This window comes from Terriglobus roseus, assembly GCF_900102185.1.
Classification (GTDB): domain Bacteria; phylum Acidobacteriota; class Terriglobia; order Terriglobales; family Acidobacteriaceae; genus Terriglobus; species Terriglobus roseus_A.
On record NZ_LT629690.1, the window covers coordinates 844547 to 862365 of the forward strand.

8 protein-coding genes are annotated in these 17819 nt (G+C 53.8%); 4 read left to right on the forward strand and 4 right to left on the reverse strand.

Annotation, left to right across the window (positions count from 1 at the left end; all coding sequences use genetic code 11):
* Positions 1–55 precede the first annotated feature (55 nt).
* From BLT38_RS03765 to BLT38_RS03775, 3 genes are read right to left on the reverse strand one after another with little or no spacing between them, the layout of a single operon-like run.
* Positions 56–2215, reverse strand: coding sequence for a TolC family protein (locus tag BLT38_RS03765; RefSeq protein ID WP_083343982.1), 2160 nt, complete (start codon positions 2213–2215; stop codon positions 56–58).
* Entirely contained in the window at positions 2212–3903 is a 1692-nt protein-coding gene (locus BLT38_RS03770; RefSeq protein ID WP_083343983.1) for an efflux RND transporter periplasmic adaptor subunit, read from the reverse strand. The genes BLT38_RS03765 and BLT38_RS03770 overlap by 4 nt, the downstream gene beginning before the upstream one ends.
* 14 nt (positions 3904–3917) lie before the next feature.
* Positions 3918–7151, reverse strand: a complete 3234-nt coding sequence (locus tag BLT38_RS03775) for an efflux RND transporter permease subunit (RefSeq protein WP_083343984.1) — start codon at positions 7149–7151, stop codon at positions 3918–3920.
* Positions 7152–8111: 960 nt separating this feature from the next.
* On the opposite strand from BLT38_RS03775, the gene BLT38_RS03785 reads away from it, so the two are divergent.
* From BLT38_RS03785 to BLT38_RS03800, 4 genes are all read left to right on the forward strand, one after another.
* Positions 8112–8708 (forward strand): RNA polymerase sigma factor, encoded by a 597-nt coding sequence (locus BLT38_RS03785; protein ID WP_083343986.1) that lies wholly within the window; start codon positions 8112–8114, stop codon positions 8706–8708.
* Positions 8705–10471, forward strand: coding sequence for a hypothetical protein (locus tag BLT38_RS03790; protein ID WP_083343987.1), 1767 nt, complete (start codon positions 8705–8707; stop codon positions 10469–10471). The genes BLT38_RS03785 and BLT38_RS03790 overlap by 4 nt, the downstream gene beginning before the upstream one ends.
* A gap of 229 nt (positions 10472–10700) precedes the next feature.
* Positions 10701–13532, forward strand: a complete 2832-nt coding sequence (locus BLT38_RS03795; protein WP_083343988.1) for a TonB-dependent receptor — start codon at positions 10701–10703, stop codon at positions 13530–13532.
* 132 nt (positions 13533–13664) lie between these two features.
* Positions 13665–14987 (forward strand): alkaline phosphatase family protein, encoded by a 1323-nt coding sequence (locus BLT38_RS03800; protein ID WP_083343989.1) that lies wholly within the window; start codon positions 13665–13667, stop codon positions 14985–14987.
* Positions 14988–15089: 102 nt separating this feature from the next.
* Here the strand turns inward: BLT38_RS03800 and BLT38_RS03805 are convergent, their stop codons facing one another.
* Positions 15090–17798, reverse strand: a complete 2709-nt coding sequence (locus BLT38_RS03805; protein WP_083343990.1) for a TonB-dependent receptor — start codon at positions 17796–17798, stop codon at positions 15090–15092.
* Positions 17799–17819: the final 21 nt, after the last annotated feature.

Consider the following 17819-nt stretch of genomic DNA (forward strand, 5'->3'; position numbering starts at 1 on the left):
ATCGTAGAACGCCGGAAGCCTGCCTTTCCCGGCATAAAAGTAGAGTAGATCCGATCTAGGGGACGTGACCTTCTACTGCGTCTTCAAACTCGATTCGATTTTTTTCGAGGAGATCGCCGAGTGATCGATCAAGCGCCATTTGCGCCTTCATCCAATCGGAGCGAGCAGCAACCTCTGTCGATCGTGCCTGTGCCAAATACGCCTGGTCTTGGATGATCATGTAGTTTGTACTAGCACCCACAGAGAACTTATCAATCTCTGCTTGTAACAACTGCTGCTGATAGTTGCTGCTCTCCACCGCAGCTGTATAGGCCTCATGCGCATTCTCGAGAGCAATCGCAGCGTTCTCCACCTGCTGGCGAACATCATTGGCCAGCTTCTCATTGCGAGCCTCGGCACGGCGAAGTTGAATGGCATCACGCGCGGCGTCTGATTGCGCGATGCGATTTCGCAATGGCAGATTGAGTTGAATACCGGCTTGATAGATCGTCGAGAGTCTCAGTCCACCTGTGGTGAGTGCCGCAGGAGCCTGGAGCATACCGTTTCCAGCGGAACCGATTGTTTGATATGGCACCAAAGAAGAGCCGCGCGTCTGCACGTTTGCATACGCATTCAACATCGGTTTCACGCCGTTACGAGAACCGTTCGCTGCTAGTTCGTTGGCCTGAATCTGAAGTCCCGCCTGGGCAAGGTCCGGACGATTCGCGAGTGCATCTGCGGTCAGCGTTGGCACATCCGGTACAGGCACATCATCCGGTACCGTGATGTGATCGGTAGGAACGATGGACAGCATCTGTGCGGCGGGATCGGCCAGGTTGCGGACTAGTTGTTCCCGGAGTATGACCTCTTGCTGACGATACAACCCGCGAGATTGGATCAGGTCCAATCGGCTGGAAGAAACCAAAGCCTGTGCCCGTGTCAGCTCTATCGGCGGTAATGTTCCCTCGTCTACCTGATTACGATCGTCTTGCAGAAGGCGTTGCGCGGCCGCCAGTGATTGCTCCTTAACAGCGATATTTTCTCCGAGTGAAACCAGGTCGTAATAAAGGCGTGAGACGCCATACACAGTTTCAAGAAGTTGCTGTTCAAACACCAAGCGAGACACTCGCTGGTCGATCCGTGCGATCCGAAGAAAACGTAGGTTAACAGAGCGTCCCCGACCGCGCAGTAATGGTTGTGTCACTGTGACGGAGGTGCTAGGAGTGTGGAATGGGTCGTACTGAGAAGTATCGCCATACAGCACGGACGGCGCGTTGCTGGCGAAAGCGTCGATCTGTGTACCGGGTGAGAAGCCTTGCTGATAATCGACGCCTGCACTGAGAAATGACAGCGGACCGGGATCAGAGGATGTGGTGCTGTCTGTAGTGTCGGTCGTGCCGATCAATGATGTTTGGTTCGAGCGATGGAGATAGCCCACTTGAGCAATGACGGTGGGATCAAACACGGGAATGTTTGGGCCTACGGAGAAGGTGTCTGTATTGTTTTGTGATAGCGTTTGCTGCTGCGTGTTGCCAATCTGCGTGACCTGCGAAAGATCTGTCACGGACGCGTTTGTGGGAGATCCATTTTGCGTTGTCGTGGTGATGAGAAGGGGAGTAGCAGTTGCCCCTACTCCCGCAGCAGTCTGCTGAATGGAATAGTCCACACCGCGAAGAGTGCCACCCCCTTTGGCCCGAAGCAGATCCGTATCCGCAAGCGCAAGGCTGTAGCGACCGACCTCGACATCGAGGTTGTTTTCAATTGCGAGTGCCAGTGCATCGTGCAATGAGAGATACAACTTTCCGTCTCGCACCAGACCTGCAAGCCGCGAGGGGGTACCGGCTGCCAGTGCTGCGACGTGTGATGCTCGATAGGCTGCGATGATATTGAATACACCGGTGCTCATTGCCGATGGCGTTTCTGCAGCGGGATGCACGTTGCTGTTCGCTGCCTTCTGCATCGCATTTGACATGCGCGCTGGCACAGGAGGTTGCGTGCTTAAAGGCTTAATCGCACGCAGATCCATAGTGCTTGCATCTGGCTGCGGCAGCGGAGCCTCGGGCGTGGATCGAGGCTGCTGCGAAGCAGGAGGCGTCTGCTGTCCCGGAGCTGATGTTGCATCGGGATGCAGTGATGGCGGGGCGGTGTAAGGCGGCGGCTGTTGTTGCGCGTGAGCGACGGCGGCCGCTCCGCATCCGGCGAACAGCAATAGCATGCGTATACGGGCGCGCTTCATTTGCTGTCTCCCTTGGACTTTCCATCGCTGTTCGATGGGCTTGACGAGCCGCCGCTCTTCTTGCCCTGATTGTTTGTGCTCTCACTCTTCTGATTCACGATGGACTGATCGCCGTACTGGCTTGGTCCGGCATTGGGCACCTTATTTGTCTGCGCGCCTGCGCTCCCGTTGTTATCCTCTCCAGCCTGTGCCTGCTGCAGCGGACGAATCTTTGCACCGGGACGGATTCCATCTGTCACTGTGGTGATGACATGATCGCCTTCGTGTAATCCGCTGAGAATCTCGACGGAAGGCCCGTAATCACGACCAATTTCTACAGGCACCAATTGCACCTTCATGTCTCGAACAATGGCAACCATGGTGCGATCCTGTCGTACGACAACAGCGTCACCCGGGATGGTGAGCGGTGCAGTTCCGCGCACCTGCACAAATGTAACGACCGTATACATGCCCGGGGCTAGGCTGCCATTGTGGTTATCAAGATCGACTTCTGTCAGCATGGTGCGCGTGTTTTGATCGATGGCGTGTGTAAGACGAGTAACGATGCCATCGAGCGGTTTGCCCGGGCGTTCCTGAACGAAGACCTGTGCGGGCATGCTGGAAACGATGCTGCTCGCATACCCTTCTGGCACTGAAACCAAAATGCGTAGCTTATCAATCTCAGCCACCGCGAAGAGCGCGCCTCCGCTTGACTGTCCTGTAGATGGTGTTGCCGCAAGGCTTCCATTGCCGCTGGAGCCGCTGGTATTTGCACTTGCGACACCAGCAGAACCACTAGTGGGAGAAGAGGATGAGTTGGAAGGCGGTGGAGTGGAACTGCCTCCTGCTCCAACCAGGGCGCCGATATCCGTGTTGCGTTGTGTGATCACACCATCAAATGGCGCTGTCACTCGCTCATAACTTTGCAGGGCAATTGCACGGTTCAGATTGGCACGGAAGCTTTCGACATTCCGTTGCGCTGACGCGACAATCGCCACCTGAGCGCGGTAGTCGGTTTCGCGTTGATCGCCATCCTGGCGAGAGAAGACCCCTTTCGCAACAAGCGTTCGCCAGCGTTCCCATGTCACACGTCGCAGATCTAATTGCGCTTGTTGCTGCGCCTCGTCGGCCTCTGCCTGATGTAGCTGTTGCCTCGCCTGCTCCACTTGTTGATCAAGATCAGGAGCATCGATTACTGCGAGGAGTTGGCCTTTCTTTACGTGATCGCCAATATCTACATAGCGTTTCTTCAGATAACCATTTGCACGCGCATAGATATAGGCTTCAACAAGTGGGGCAGTCGTACCCGGCACTGTAAGCTGACCGGGCTTATTGCTCCGTTTCACCTCTGTCACAGAGACTTGTGGTTCCTCCTGATCGCGCTCTCGCGCTGCTGCAGCTGCTTTCTTTGCTTCGGCACGGTGTGGCAGATATCCGATCAAGAAGATCAGAAGGAGCACACCAAGACCGATACCGGCCCATAGAAAAATCCTGCCCCAGTTGCGTCTCTGTGCGTGTTTCTTGCGGTCATATTCCTGCTGTACTTCACGGTCATGCGCGACACTGTCGTGTCGTTTGTGCGCAGCCTGCCTTGCAAGAGATTCTTCGCGTTCCCATTCCGCGCGCGTCATCCGCCGATCAGGATCGTCCTGTATCTGGTGAAGGCGTTCGTCTTCGGGATATTCGCGTTGCTGCAGGTCATCGCTCATGGTCTGTTCCTGGTCTATGCGGTTTTCGGCTGCTGGGCACCGTTGACTTGAGGCTTATCGCCCTCGTGGTATGCCTCGTCAATTTCTTTATCCATGTCGCGCGGTGGTTCTGTTCGCAGCCACGAGTACATGATGGGAACAACAAACAGCGTGCCAAGCGTGGCAAGCAGAAGACCGCCGATCACAGCTCGTCCCAGGGGAGCGTTCTGCTCGCCGCCTTCGCCTAATGCAAGCGCCATCGGGAACATACCGATGATCATGGCAAGCGCAGTCATGCATACGGGACGTAGGCGTGTGTAGCCGGCACTGATGGCAGCTTCCACGCTATTTTTACCGGTAGCCCGCTCATCGTTGGCGAACACAACCATCAGGATGCTGTTTGCGGTCGCTACACCAATCGTCATGATGGCGCCCATCAGAGAGGGCACGTTGAACGTGGTGTGCGTGAGATACAGCGTCCACAGAATGCCGGAAAATGCTACCGGCAACGACATGAGAATGATCAGTGGATCAAGCCAGGATTGGAAATTCACTGCCATCAGAAAGTAAACGAGAATGATGGCGAAGATGATGCCAATACCTAAACGAGTGAAGGAGTCACTCATCGTTTGCACTTCGCCGCGCAATGCAAGTTGTGATCCCACGGGAAGATTGGGCTTATGCTTCTCGATGATCTTTCGAATTTCACCGGCAACGCCGCCCAGATCACGCTGATCCACGTTGGCGTAAATGTCATATACAGGCTGAATGTTGTAGTGATCGATGATGGCCGGTGTAACGTCGCGCTCAAAGTTGGCGACGTTCCCCAACAGTTGGCTCGTATTCCCAGCCGGAGACGTAACTGGGGTCCGCGATAGCGCCTGAAGAGTGTCGATACGATACTGCGGCGTTTGAACGACGACCTGATAGTTCACACCATTCTGTGGATTGAGCCACTCATTCGGTGCTGTCTGTCCTGTTCCTGTCAGCGAGATAAGCATGCTCTGGGCAATATCCTGCTGGGTCAATCCAATCTGGCGTGCTTTCAGTCGATCGACGTTCACCTGTACTGTGGGCTGTGAAAGCTGTTGATGGATATGAGCGTCTGATACGCCTGGAATGGCGCGTACCTCTTTCAACATTTCCTGTGCGGTTTGGTAGTTCTGCGGACTGCGACCGGAGATTTGTAGATCAATCGGTGCGGGGAGACCGAAGTCGAGAATCTGGTTGGTGATGTTCGCTGCGGTGAAGAAGAAGGTCGCGTCAGGGAACTTATTGTGAAGATCTTCGCCGAGGCGTCGCTGATACATCTCTGTGTTGCGCTTGCCGGGTTCCAGGGAGACGAAAATGTCACCGTCAGAATCAGAGATGGTTGTGTTGTCGCCAAAGGCCAGGTTGAAACCGCCGTTGGGCAAACCGATGTTATCGAGGATCAGCTTTGTCGCTTCCGCAGGTATGACCTTTCGGATTTCTTGCTCCACAGCGGCAAAGTATTGCTCTGCATCCTCGGGGCGCATGCCCTGTGGTGGATAGACGTGTAGCCGAATCTGCCCCGAATCAATGTAAGGGAAGAAATCCTCTCCCATCAGAAAAACGAGTGGCAACGATAGCAATACGAAGAGCGCGAACACACCAATCGTCAGGCCTCGGCTTTCCAGCGTACGCTCCAGAAGCTTCTTGTAACCCTCACGCCGCCGTTCAAACCACCCGTCAAAACGTGTGTGCCAGCGCCAGATGAAGTTTTCTTCTGTCTCTTTTTCCGCCGCCTCCGGATCCTGATAAAGCGCAATCTCAGCGGCCAACAGGAAGTGCATCATGGTTGGCACGAGTGTTCGAGACAGAAAATACGATGCCATCATGGCAAACACAACGGCCATGGCCAGCGGCGTGAATAGGTATTTCGCTGGCCCGCTCAGAAGTACAACAGGTGTAAACACCATGCAGATGGAAAGAGTGGAGACAAAGGCGGGTGTGGCTACCTGCTGCGCACTATCGAGAATGGCGCGCACAAGCGGCTTGTTCTCGCTCATGTTGCGATGAGTGTTTTCAATTTCGACCGTCGCGTCATCGACCAGAATGCCGACGGCCAGTGCCATACCACCCAGAGTCATCACGTTGATGGTTTCGCCCAGCGCGGCAAGGACGATGAGCGATGTTGCGATAGACAACGGAATAGAGACGCAAACAATGAGTGTGGAACGCCACGATCCTAAAAACAGCAGGATCATGAGCGCGGTGAGTGCTGCTGCGATCACGCCTTCGCGGATGACCTCGTTGATTGAATCACTAACAAAAACGGATTGATCGAACAGCGGCGTAATCTGAAGGCCGGACGGCAGCCCCGCCTTCACCTGCGGCAGCATCTCCTTCACGCCCTTCACAATATCCAGTGTGGATGTCTCGCCATTCTTCAGCACTGTAAGGAGTGCAGCGCGTTTGCCTTCTTGCCGGACGACGTTCACCTGCGGAGCATAGCCAAGTCGGACCTGCGCGACGTCCTTTACTTGAACCACGGCACCGTTGTTCGCACGTATCGGCAGATCATTCAGAGCCGACACAACGGCAGGTGAAGAGTTGAGTTTGACGATGAACTCGCGATCACCAATGCGGGCCACACCAGCGGGAAGAATCAGGTTTTGCTGATTGAAGGCCGTGGAGATGTCCGTTGCCGAAAGATGATGCGAATAGAGCAGGTTTGGATCAACATCCACTTGCACCTGTCGCACCTTGCCGCCGTAGGGTAGGGGAATCGAAGCGCCCTTTACGTTGGCGAGTCGTGGCCTGATAAACGACAACCCAAGATCATAAAGATCCTCTTCCGTGAGGCCCTGCCCTGACAGGCCCAACTGCACAATGGGGACAGTACTGGCGTCGTATTTGAGGATGTTTGGTGGGAATGTCCCAGGTGGCAACACGCGCAGAATGGTTTGCACTACGGCGGTGATCTGCGAAAGGGCGAGTTCCACCTTGACGTTAGGTTGGAAGTACACCCGGATGACGGAAACGCCCTGATAACTCTCGCTGCTTGTGTGCTCAATGTCGTTGACCGTGGTGGTCAGTGCACGCTCGCAGATGGTGACGATACGGCCTTCCATCTCCTGTGGAGGCAGGCCACTGTAGCTCCAGACGATCGTGACAACAGGAATGTTGATGTTGGGGTAGATATCTTTCGGCGTGACAATAGCAGTGCCAATACCGAGCAGCAGTATCAGCAACGAGACGACTACAAACGTGTACGGGCGGCGAAGCGCCAGCCTGACAATCCACATCCCAGTCCGAACCTCAGGTGGGAGATCAGATGCGGCTTTTGTTCTGAGTGCCGTAATGGAGGGTGCGCAATGACACGCCAGCTTCGAATTCGGCTGGTCGATTCTTTACTTGATCAAACGAGATTGTCCTGAACAACTACATCAGAATTATTCGATTCACAGAGTCTTGCCGACAATCTGAGACGACGATAAGATCGCCACGTCGTAGATTAGGCCTGCACGTCTGAAAGACCACCACCCCCCGAGCTTGCTTGTCATCGACGCCCAGAAGCATGGTTGATGAATTATTTCAGGCGGTGGCGAAATGGGCGCCCTGATGTGCTCGTTCGATTGGAGTTCCTCGCCCTCAGCCCTCCACAACAGTGATCGCTCGCCATCCAAATGATGGTGCGGATGCTGTTAGCGAATAGTTTTCCGATCCTCCTGTGGTGGGGACCGGATTTCATCCAGCTTTACAACGACGCCTACATTGCGGTGCGCGGCAAAACACCCGCGAATGGCGCTTGGTAAGCCATTTCGGGAATACTGGTCGGAGGTGTATCACGTACTCGGCCCACTGGCTTATCCGACCAACTTGTACACACACATCGAGGGTCCGGGGTCTCGTAACATTCGGCTTTCGTGCTTTCAAAGGCGCCAAAGAGGTCAGCGGAACGGTAATTTCGCTGACCTCTTGGTTTTGGCGAAAGGGCATGAGCAAGCATTCGGTGATCTTGCACATGGGATTTTTGCGCAAATATCTGGACCCCTGCGTTCTGGATCTGAAGAAGCACTCACGAGATTTCTCTTCGTAAGTGAGGAGAACGTCATTTGTGACGATTCTGCTAATTGTCACAACGCGTTGTCACAAACAGCGGGTCTGGGGAGTTTTCTGTACATACGATGCCATGAACCCTGCGGCGAGAACTGCCCAGGGGATAACGAGCGCAGTTCATGCGCCATGGATAGGAGTGTTTCCCAGTGTTTTGGTACTTTTCAAATTTGGATCGCACCCAGAGCGGAATCCTGACGCTGAGCCTTGGCGCCGATACTGCGCGATCCGACGATCAACGAACAGTGCGTCTGGAAGAGCAGGTGGTTCGCCTTTACGACGAGCTCCGCCTGCCGCTGTTCCGTTATTTGCTATGCATGCGGGTATTGCCCGAAGAGGCGGAAGAGGTGATTCAGGAGTCGTTCTTACGGCTCTACAAGCATCTGCATGCCCAGGGGCGCGAGGACAACATCCGCGGATGGATCTTTCGCGTAGCTCACAACATAGCCAGCAGCCGCCGCAAAGAGCGCAAATTCCTCATAGAGACATCGCCGGAAGATTGGGAACGCATCAGTCTCGCCGCTTCGGATCCAGCTGCGGGCCCGGAGGAGCTATTGCTGCGTAAAGAAAAACTGATGCGTCTGCATTACGAGATTGGGGAACTATCGGAATTGCAGCAGAACTGCATCCGTCTCCGGGTTGAAGGATTTCGTTATCGCGAGATCGCTGAGATTCTCAACGTCACTACCTCGACCGTTGCAGGATCGTTGCGGCATGCCGTGGAAAGGCTCAGCAGGGAATCATGACGGTCAACCGCCCAATCACTACGTATCCCATCGATGGGCCAATGCAGGCAGACGGCCATTTGACCGATGCCTCTTTGCTCCTGGCAATTGATGGTGAGCTTCCCAGCTCCAATCGCGATCTGGTGAAGAAGCATGTACGGGCCTGCTGGCGCTGCCGTGCACGACGCGAACACTTGGAACACACCATTGCAGGCATCGTTGAGTATGAGCATCGCCTTGTTGCACCAGATATGCCTCCTCTAGATGGCAGTCGTGCGATCTTTCTGGCACGGCTTGATCAGACAGCGTCTGAACTTGGGAAACCATTGCTTAGTTGGCGACTGCTTATGCGAGCCTGCAGTGGAGCGTTGTCATTACGTATCCTGCGTTTTGCACTCACCTTTCTGGTGGTCGCCGGTGGGCTGTATTTGTTGCAGCAGCGTAACACTCCAGTCGTTTCTGCAAGCGAACTACTGCAGCGCGCTTTGGCGTCAGAATCACGTTCGCTTACGGGCATCAGTCAACCGGTCGTGGTCCAGAAGCTCAGCATCGACATCAATGGTCACAAGATCGCCCGAACCATCTACCGAGACGCTGTTCGCAAACGCATGGTGCAACGCAGTAACGTAACCGCAAGCGATGAACTTACCGCAGAACATGATTTCGGCCGTTCTCACTTTAGTTGGGACGATCCTCTTTCACCACAGACATACAGTGAATGGCGAGAGGGCGTGACGCAAAAACAGGACTGGGTCACGCAGTTAAATACCGGCGAGATACGTGTCGATACCAGAGCGAGTGCAGGTCCGGTCTCTCAGGCGTCGCTCACCCTGCGTTCGGATGACTATCACCCAGTCGCAGAAGAGATACGCCTTCGCGACAACACGTATATCGAGGTCGCAGAGATTTCTTACGAAGTGGTTGGCCTCTCGTCTCTTGGTGATGATTTCTTCGGTTCGGCACCTCATGTCGCCGCTGTGTCACGACTTACCACTGCACATGCGATCATTCCCACGTCTGCGCAGCTTGAGGCTGCGGAACTGGACGTATATCTCGCGCTGCATGGTTCAGCGGCAGATATGGGTGAGCAGATCACTGTGCATCGCGCTGATGGCGGGATCGAAGTCGATGGCATCACCGAAAGCGAAGCGCGCAAGCAGCAGATTGTAAGTGCTCTTGCGGGCATTCCCTTTGCTAGTCAGAAGATCGAGAGTGTTTCTGAAGCTATGACACATCTCGGCCCCAATGCACCGCGCGCGACGCACGCAACTCTGGTTACACCTACGCCTGCGCTTTTGGAAGAACAGTTGAAGCACGATTTCCCCGAGGCGAGCCAGCGCACAGAATTTGTTGCGCGCGCCATGTCGCTCTGTCAGGATGCATCGGCCCATGCATGGGCCCTCAATCGGCTGGCGGACCGCTATGTGGCGCAGGATGTAGCGCTCCTGGAACCAGAGGAGCGCTCGCGTCTGCGATCACTTCTAAACGATCATTTGTCCGCTCTGCGCGATGATGTGCAACATTTGCAGGTACACCTTGCTCCGATCGTCAGCACAGATTCCACGGATACGAACGCAGTGGTTACAGCGCCTCCTGTCGATTGGCGCGCGGACATTCATCTTGCGCATGAATCGGTGGAATCAACAAATCAAGCCGTGTCTTCACTCCTCATCGGTGCCAGCGGAGCAGAAGATTCGGCGCACAAACTGCAATCAAGACTTCACATAACTTTGACTCGTCTTCAGAAAGAACTCGAGACATTAGAGCAGCAGAAGTATCCATAACTAAGCCCACAACGAATTTCTAAGTTCACCACTGCGAATGTGATCGCGGAATAGATTTCTGCGCCCAAATAGATGAATTCAACAGAAAAAGGCCACGTTACTAAAGGAGTCGCCATGTTCTCCAGGTAGTCGAAACGGCAAAGTATCAAAGCCTCTCAAGGCTGAGGAAAACGGAAACGCACGATGATGCGTGGAATTGGTAACGAACAAGGGAAGGGAAGGATTTGAAATGAATCTTCGGAACTGCGGTTTTATGGGCCTGGCAATCCTGACAGGAGTGACGACAAATGCCATGGCACAAAGTCAGGCGATTGACGGCAATATCGATGGCTATGTTACATCGCAGGACGGCGCTGCCATCAAGCGTGCGCATCTTCGCGTGACGAACATCAATACCGGTTTTGTGCGAGAAGCAGACACGGACGATCACGGCTACTACAGCGTTCAGCTACTGCCGCCTGGCGCTTATACGCTGATGGTTTCTAAGGCCGATTTCAGCACCGCCGTGCGAAACAATCTTGTTCTCACTGTGGGTGAAGCGCAGCGTGTGGACATGCAGCTCGCCGTGGGAGATGTCAAGACGTCCGTGGAAGTTAACAGCAATCCGCCAGTTGTTGAGGTGGAGCGAACCACCGCATACTCCAACGTGTATACCGAGCGCGATGCTCGCAATATCCCATTGGCAGCGCGCAATCCGCTGGAGTTTTACATCTTCAATCCTTTGCTGAACTCGCAGCAGAACTCCACCGGTGGCTCAGGAACACAGACTCCTTCAGTAGCTTTTGCAGGTCTTGGCACATCACAGTACAACGTTGACGGAGTCTCCAATAATCTGCAAGGTGGCGCCCGTAATGTTGTGATCAGTGGCGAAGCTGTTGCCGAGTATCAAACACTCGTAAACCCGACTGCAGAGTTTGGCCGTTCTACCGGAGCTTTCCTGAATACCATCTCACGTTCCGGAACCAATGATTGGCATGGATCGGTGTACATGTTCACCAAGCAGAAGGAACTGGCGTCGCGGCCTTATCTTCTTGCACCTACCACCGCTACACCCGGATTCAGACGCTACAACTACGGCGCCACTGTCGCAGGTCCGGTCGTGCATGATCGTGCCTTCTTCTTCCTGAATTACGAACGTTGGGTGCAGGACAGCCCTGCGATCTCCACGTTTGGCGGTGCTCAGCAGGCGACCGTTGCGCAGCAGCTTGGCTTGCCCTTGAGTGAAGTTACAACATGGAACAACTCATTCCGCGCACATACGGTAACCGCTAAGGGGGATCTGGTTCTCAACGCCAGAAACCGGCTTGCACTGCGGTACAACATGTACAACGATCACGAGTCTGGTAGTGACAGCGGCGCTGTCACGCGCCATGAGGCTCCTGGTTTTAACGACGAACCGCAGAGTGGAACAGCTCAGCTTGTTACCGTTTTCAGCCCGTCTGTGTTGAATGAGTTCCGATTCGTCTACGCCTTCCGTCCTGTGCAGCAGCCGACGCTTTCGCCCAGCAATCCGGCCGTAAACATCTCCGGTATTGGTACCTTCAACGGCAATGCGAACGGCAACTACTGGTACCGTGAATCGGGCTATCAGATTGTCGACAACGTTACATGGAACAAAGGCCGTCACAACATCAAGGTGGGCTTTGAGATTCTGCCTGTAAATTTTCAGGACACAACGGCCAATCTGAACGGTACGTTCACGTTTGCATCGCTGCAGCAATACCTCAACACGGTGCAGAACGTCACGAATCCTGCTACCGGTAAGCCCTATAGCTACACGCAATTTACACAGGCAACCGGATCGCAGGTCTACGATGCCACCGTTGTGCAGCAAGGCTACTTCTTGCAGGACGATATCCGCGTGAATCCGCGGCTCAAGGTCAACTTAGGACTTCGTTACGAGTTCTTCCTGCGCCCCGGTGGGAACCTGAATCCGGCATATCCGCTCACTGGACATATCCCTCAGCAATATGACGAGATCGATCCGCGTCTTGGTGTTGCATGGGATCCTTTTGGTAAGGGGAAGACTGTCATCCGCGCGGGCTATGGCATTTACCATAACTTCTTCTCTCCCCAAACCTATGAGGGCTGGGAACGTAACAACGCCATCACTGTTAAGAACATTACCGTTCTGCCTACCGATCCCGGTGCACCGGCATTCACTCTCGGTCCCGTTCCAAACGCTACAGTTGGAACCGTTGCAACACCGAACCTGAACCAATTCGATCCCAACCTCAAAGACAACATGATGCAGAGCTGGAACCTTGTGGGTGAGAAGGAAGTTATGCCCGGATACAGCCTGTCGCTTGCCTATTACGGCGCGCACATTACGCACCTTGTATATGGTCAGCTCAGCAATTTGAAACCCACGGGGCAGATTCTCTCCGACGGTCGTATCGTCTATGGCGGTCTTGCATCGCGTATCGATCCCAACATCGGAGCGATCCGTACCGTTACAAGCGAAGGTACATGGCAGAACTACAACGCCTTCCTAGTCACCTTCACCAAGCGATTAAAGAATGGTCTGAATCTTCAGGCCGGTTACCAGCGGCAAAAAATCTCCGTCTGCCTCGACAGAGCAACACCTATGGCTGATGGCAGCTGCTACAACCGTGGACGGATGAGCTTCGATCAGCCCAATCGTTTCACCGCTACCGCTGTGTGGGAGCCGCGCGCAAACATTGAGAACCATGCACTGTCTTACCTCCTGAATGGGTGGGGGATCGCTAACACCACCATGATTCAGAATGGCCTGCCGTACAGCGCTCTCTCGGGCCTCGATCTCAACGGTGACTTGAATGCCAATGATCGCTCTGTCGGAGCTGTTTACGACGGCTTCCGTATGACGCCATATGTCGAAATCGATTTCCGCGTTACACGTACCTTCCATGTGTTGGATCGAGGCAAGGTCGAGATTTATGGCGAAGGTCTCAACATTACCGATCACGCCAACATTACTGCCGTTAACACTGCTCCATCCACTGCAAGCAACCCCTTTGGTGCTCCCACCACAGCGGCTATTCCGCGACAGTACCAACTCGGCTTTCGTGCCTCTTTCTAATACACAGAAGGCTGCTACACTCGCCGGCGTTACGTATGTCTCTTAACGAACCGAGCAACACCTACCGATCCCGAAGTCTGGGGTTGGTAGGTGTTGCTTCATTCCATCAAGTCCCATTGGAGAAAACGTTCCATGCCAGTAGCTCTAATACTCCTCTTGCTGGGCATTCTGCTTGCGCCAAATTCTTATGCGCAGACTGATCGGAAGGTCATCATCGTCACACTTGATGGCTTTCCTGCATACGCCTTGCAGGACTCACGACTGCCAATGCCAACGCTGCGTCGCATGATGCGCGATGGTGCTTATGCAGACACGATGCAACCCATCAATCTGACAGTGACGTGGCCCAACCACACTGCGATGATCACTGGTGTTGATGCTGCTAAGCATGATGTGCTTGTGAATGGCCGCATTCTCTTTGGACCCCAGGGCACACCGCCCCACACTGAGCCTTGGATTGATCGGGACCTGATGGTTCATGCGCCGACTCTCTATGACGTCGCTTCTGAAGCAGGGCTGACAACAGCGCAGGTGGATTGGGTCGCCATCTATCACGCCAAACTCATTAATTGGCGTTTTGCAGAATTGCCGGAGCCTGATGGTGAGATCGAGCGCGACCTTATCACCCAAGGTTTCGTTACCGCAGAGCAGCTGAAAGACTTCAATAAGTCGAGCGCGGCATGGCGAGACCAGATTCGCATTGAAGCTGTTTCAGACATTTTGCACAAACACCACCCCAACCTTCTTCTGCTGCACCTGACGGACTTGGACAACATCAACCATGCCTACGGCCCCATGAGCGCCGCAAGCTTCTCGTCGATGAAAGCATTAGATAGCCACTTGCAAGACATCATTGACGCTGTGCGTGACAGTGGCGATCTCGACAAGACGAGTATCTTCGTTGTGTCGGATCACGGCTTCCGAACTTTCGATAAGGTTGTTCATCTCAACACGCTGTTGCGGCAGAGAGGACTCATTCGCGGTGAGGGAAGCAATGTCAACTGCGATGCCTGGGTGATGCCAGAAGGCGGTAGTGCACTAGTCTATGTGACCAACGAAAGCATGAAGGCTACTATTACTCCCCAGTTGCAGGCGCTGTTGGCTGACGTGGAAGGTGTCGACCACATTTACGGGCCATCTGATTTCGCCACCCAAGGTATCCCTGGGACTGGCGATCAGGCTCCTGCGCTATACCTGACAGCAAAGCCTGGTTACGCACTGGAAGGCGGTGACACTGGTCCACTGATCACCTCCAGCACCGGACATGGCACACATGGTTACAGCAATGCTGATCCACAGATGGGCGCCCTCTTTGTTGCATGGGGTGCGAACATTCGCAACGGCATTCACCTGGAAACAGTGAAGAATGTCGATATCGCGCCCACTGCTGCGTCAATCCTCAGACTAAAAATGAACGAAGTGAGTGGGCAGGTTCTTAAAGAGATTCTCCGCTGAACATTGAGGGGCATCCCCATAGCTCTACCTTGTTGGAATCTCTCGTGTGATCAAGAATATGGGCCGCGCTTATGCGCGGCCCATATTCTTCGTGGTGTTGAATTAGCGCTTGGGTGAAAGGCCAAACGTGACTGAGAGCATTACACTGCGTCCCGGTAGCACGCTAATGTTGTCGCCGCCGTTGATGGGTGTTTGGCCCGTGGTGTTGAAAGGATCGACATAGGTGGTGCCGTTGGCAGCGATGTTCTGTGTTGCGGCAGTCCCCGCGATCTTATCGGCGGTGATGTTGTGCGAATTGAATAGGTTATTGAAGCTGAGGCGGATCTTTGTCTGATCAAAGCGGCCACCCGAACGCACGGTGTAGTTGAAGAACAGGTTGGATACGGTGAAAGGATTGATCGTTGCCTGATTGTGATAAGCGCCGTTGTCCTGGTAGAGCGTTCCGACACGTTTGTTGAACATACCCACGTCGAAACCTTTATGCTGCCACGTTACAGCTTCTGTTTCGGTGTCAGACGGGGTATTGGCGACCCACAGTCCTGAGGGAGCTGTGACAGTGAGTTGTGGTGCTTTGGAAGAGCATCCCGCAGTGCCTGAGGTGCAGGTAACAGCGAGATTGCCAACGTAGGTTGCGCGGCCGACAGTGGCATTGAGATATACGCTCAAACCGTGAATGACATAGATGTTGCTCTCAGCTTCAAAACCTTTAGTGATGGAGCTTGGTTGCAGGTAGTAGACCGGTTCGCCAGTAGAGTCCAGCACTGAGGAGTAGCTGTTCTGGAAGCGAGTGCGGTAGAAGTCTGCGTCGAAGGTGACTCGTTTCAGTTTCAGAACAGAGCCAGCCTGATACGTGGTGGAGCGCTGCTGCTTCGGAAGTGTTTTAACAGGTGTGCCAGTCGGACTCTGCGCATAGTCAAACACTGCACTTGGCGGTACAACGGAGCCAGTGGACGCCTGCGCATAGACAGACCAGTTGGATTTCAACTTATAGTTGCCGTCGATGGAGGGAAGCCAAGCAGAGTAGCTTCCGTGGTTGGTGATGAAGGTGTTGGGATCATTCGTACCGAGCCCACCGATCGTCTTTCCATCATCTGCGTACTGTTTTGTGGCGATGTCGTAATGCGAGAATTTTGTGCCCAGGGTCACGTCAAACTTACGCGTGACATGAAAGTCATACTCGGCAAAAGGTTGATAGGAGTTGGTCCAGTAGCTCTCATTGAAGTTCGAAAGAGCCTGATTCGCCCAATTGTTGACCGGGTCGGAGGGCGTTTGATGACGATTGGTTGCCGCCCATTCATACCAAAATCCAGCACGCAGAATTCCGAAGCTTGACACCTGGGACAGTTGTGAAGTCTCACCATATTTGCGATAGCTGTTGTATTTGTCCACGCCGCAGGGGATGGCTGTAACGCCTTTCTTGACGACGGGGATATTACAGGGCGCGATGGTCAGGCCGTTGTAGGTCGTCGAGCCGTTGATGGTCTTAGATTCAGTGATCGGAGTGGCGTTCGTGTACTTTTCGCCATTGTCATAGTTGTAGGTGTAGGGCTTTACCTCCAACGTGAAGTTCTTGCCAAACTCAGAGTGAACGCCCACGTACTCAAAATCTGTAGGTACATGGTAGGTGTTGTATTCGTTGTTGAGGTAGTTGACCGGATCGGAGTTATCCGTAAGCAAGAAGTTGATACCTGAACCCGCGAAGGGAGCAAGTGAGCCGGTGCAAGTGTAGCCACTGCTAGCGCCGTACATCTGGCAACGTGTTGCATTGAAGTTTGGTGTGTTGGCATCGAGCCAGATGACACCAGAGAATCCTGTCAGATAGTTCTTGTCATTGAAGCGATACTGGGCTTTGATGGCGCCTGCATTACGTGTCTGATGGTTCCATGTTTGGTAGCCGTCCGACTGCATGTGATGCACGTCGATGGATGCGTTGAATTTGCCGTGGAACAGTGATCCTGTGTCATATACGCCGTCATAGAGTTGGGTGTTGAAGGATCCAAAACTTACTTGCCCACGAATATTCGACACAGGCGAGAGATTCTTCGAAAGCAGATGAATAGAGCCGCCAAACGGGGCTGGCCCAATGGTGGATGCAGTGCCGGGACTGCGATCAAAGTCGATTCCACCTAAAAACTGTGATGGGAAGAATGCCCATGAATGGTGCGTTGGGGTATTGGTGTCATAAAACGGAATTCCATCAAAATCGATGTCGTAATTGCCATCAGGGAATCCGCGAAAGTACGTGCTCGACTGTCCAAGGCCAACACCATTGCTGTTCGTGGTGAAGGTTCCTGGGGCCATCTGTACGGCTTCTCCAAAGTCGGACACCGGCGACGTAAAGTTCTGAATGAAGTGTTGTGTGATTGATGTACGTGCTGAGCGTGCATCCAGAGATGCATCCATAGGAGCGAGCGCTGCCGCGATGGAGTGTGTTGCATCTGCCTCGACATTCACCTCAGTAGAAACTGAACCGACTTGAAGAGTGACTGGCAGGTTCGCAGTCTGTCCGTTGACGATGCTGACTTGGCGCGAAGTGAGAGCAAACCCGTTTGCGACAAACTCCAAGGTATATGTGCCAGGGTTCAATCCTGAGATGCTGTAGCGGCCCAGCGTGTCTGTGGTGACGGTACGGCTGTTAGTGCCGCCCTCCGACGTGACGCGAACGGTTGCCGTCGTGATAACTGTCCCTTTCGCATCAAGAACAGTGCCAGTAACGGTTCCGTTCGATTGAGCCAACAAGGACGCTGTAAATAGCGTTGTCGCGCATGTTGCGAGCAGTGCAGCCTTGGAATGCGATTTCAGGATGTTCATGAGGTCTCCAAAAAGATGAAA

What these genes read in the sequence shown, in the direction of transcription:
- BLT38_RS03765 (WP_083343982.1), bottom strand. Translation starts at nt 2,215, where the DNA reads ATGAAGCGCGCCCGTATACGCATGCTATTGCTGTTCGCCGGATGCGGA.
- BLT38_RS03770 (WP_083343983.1), bottom strand. Translation starts at nt 3,903, where the DNA reads ATGAGCGATGACCTGCAGCAACGCGAATATCCCGAAGACGAACGCCTT.
- BLT38_RS03775 (WP_083343984.1), bottom strand. Translation starts at nt 7,151, where the DNA reads ATGTGGATTGTCAGGCTGGCGCTTCGCCGCCCGTACACGTTTGTAGTC.
- BLT38_RS03790 (WP_083343987.1), top strand. Translation starts at nt 8,705, where the DNA reads ATGACGGTCAACCGCCCAATCACTACGTATCCCATCGATGGGCCAATG.
- BLT38_RS03795 (WP_083343988.1), top strand. Translation starts at nt 10,701, where the DNA reads ATGAATCTTCGGAACTGCGGTTTTATGGGCCTGGCAATCCTGACAGGA.
- BLT38_RS03800 (WP_083343989.1), top strand. Translation starts at nt 13,665, where the DNA reads ATGCCAGTAGCTCTAATACTCCTCTTGCTGGGCATTCTGCTTGCGCCA.
- BLT38_RS03805 (WP_083343990.1), bottom strand. Translation starts at nt 17,798, where the DNA reads ATGAACATCCTGAAATCGCATTCCAAGGCTGCACTGCTCGCAACATGC.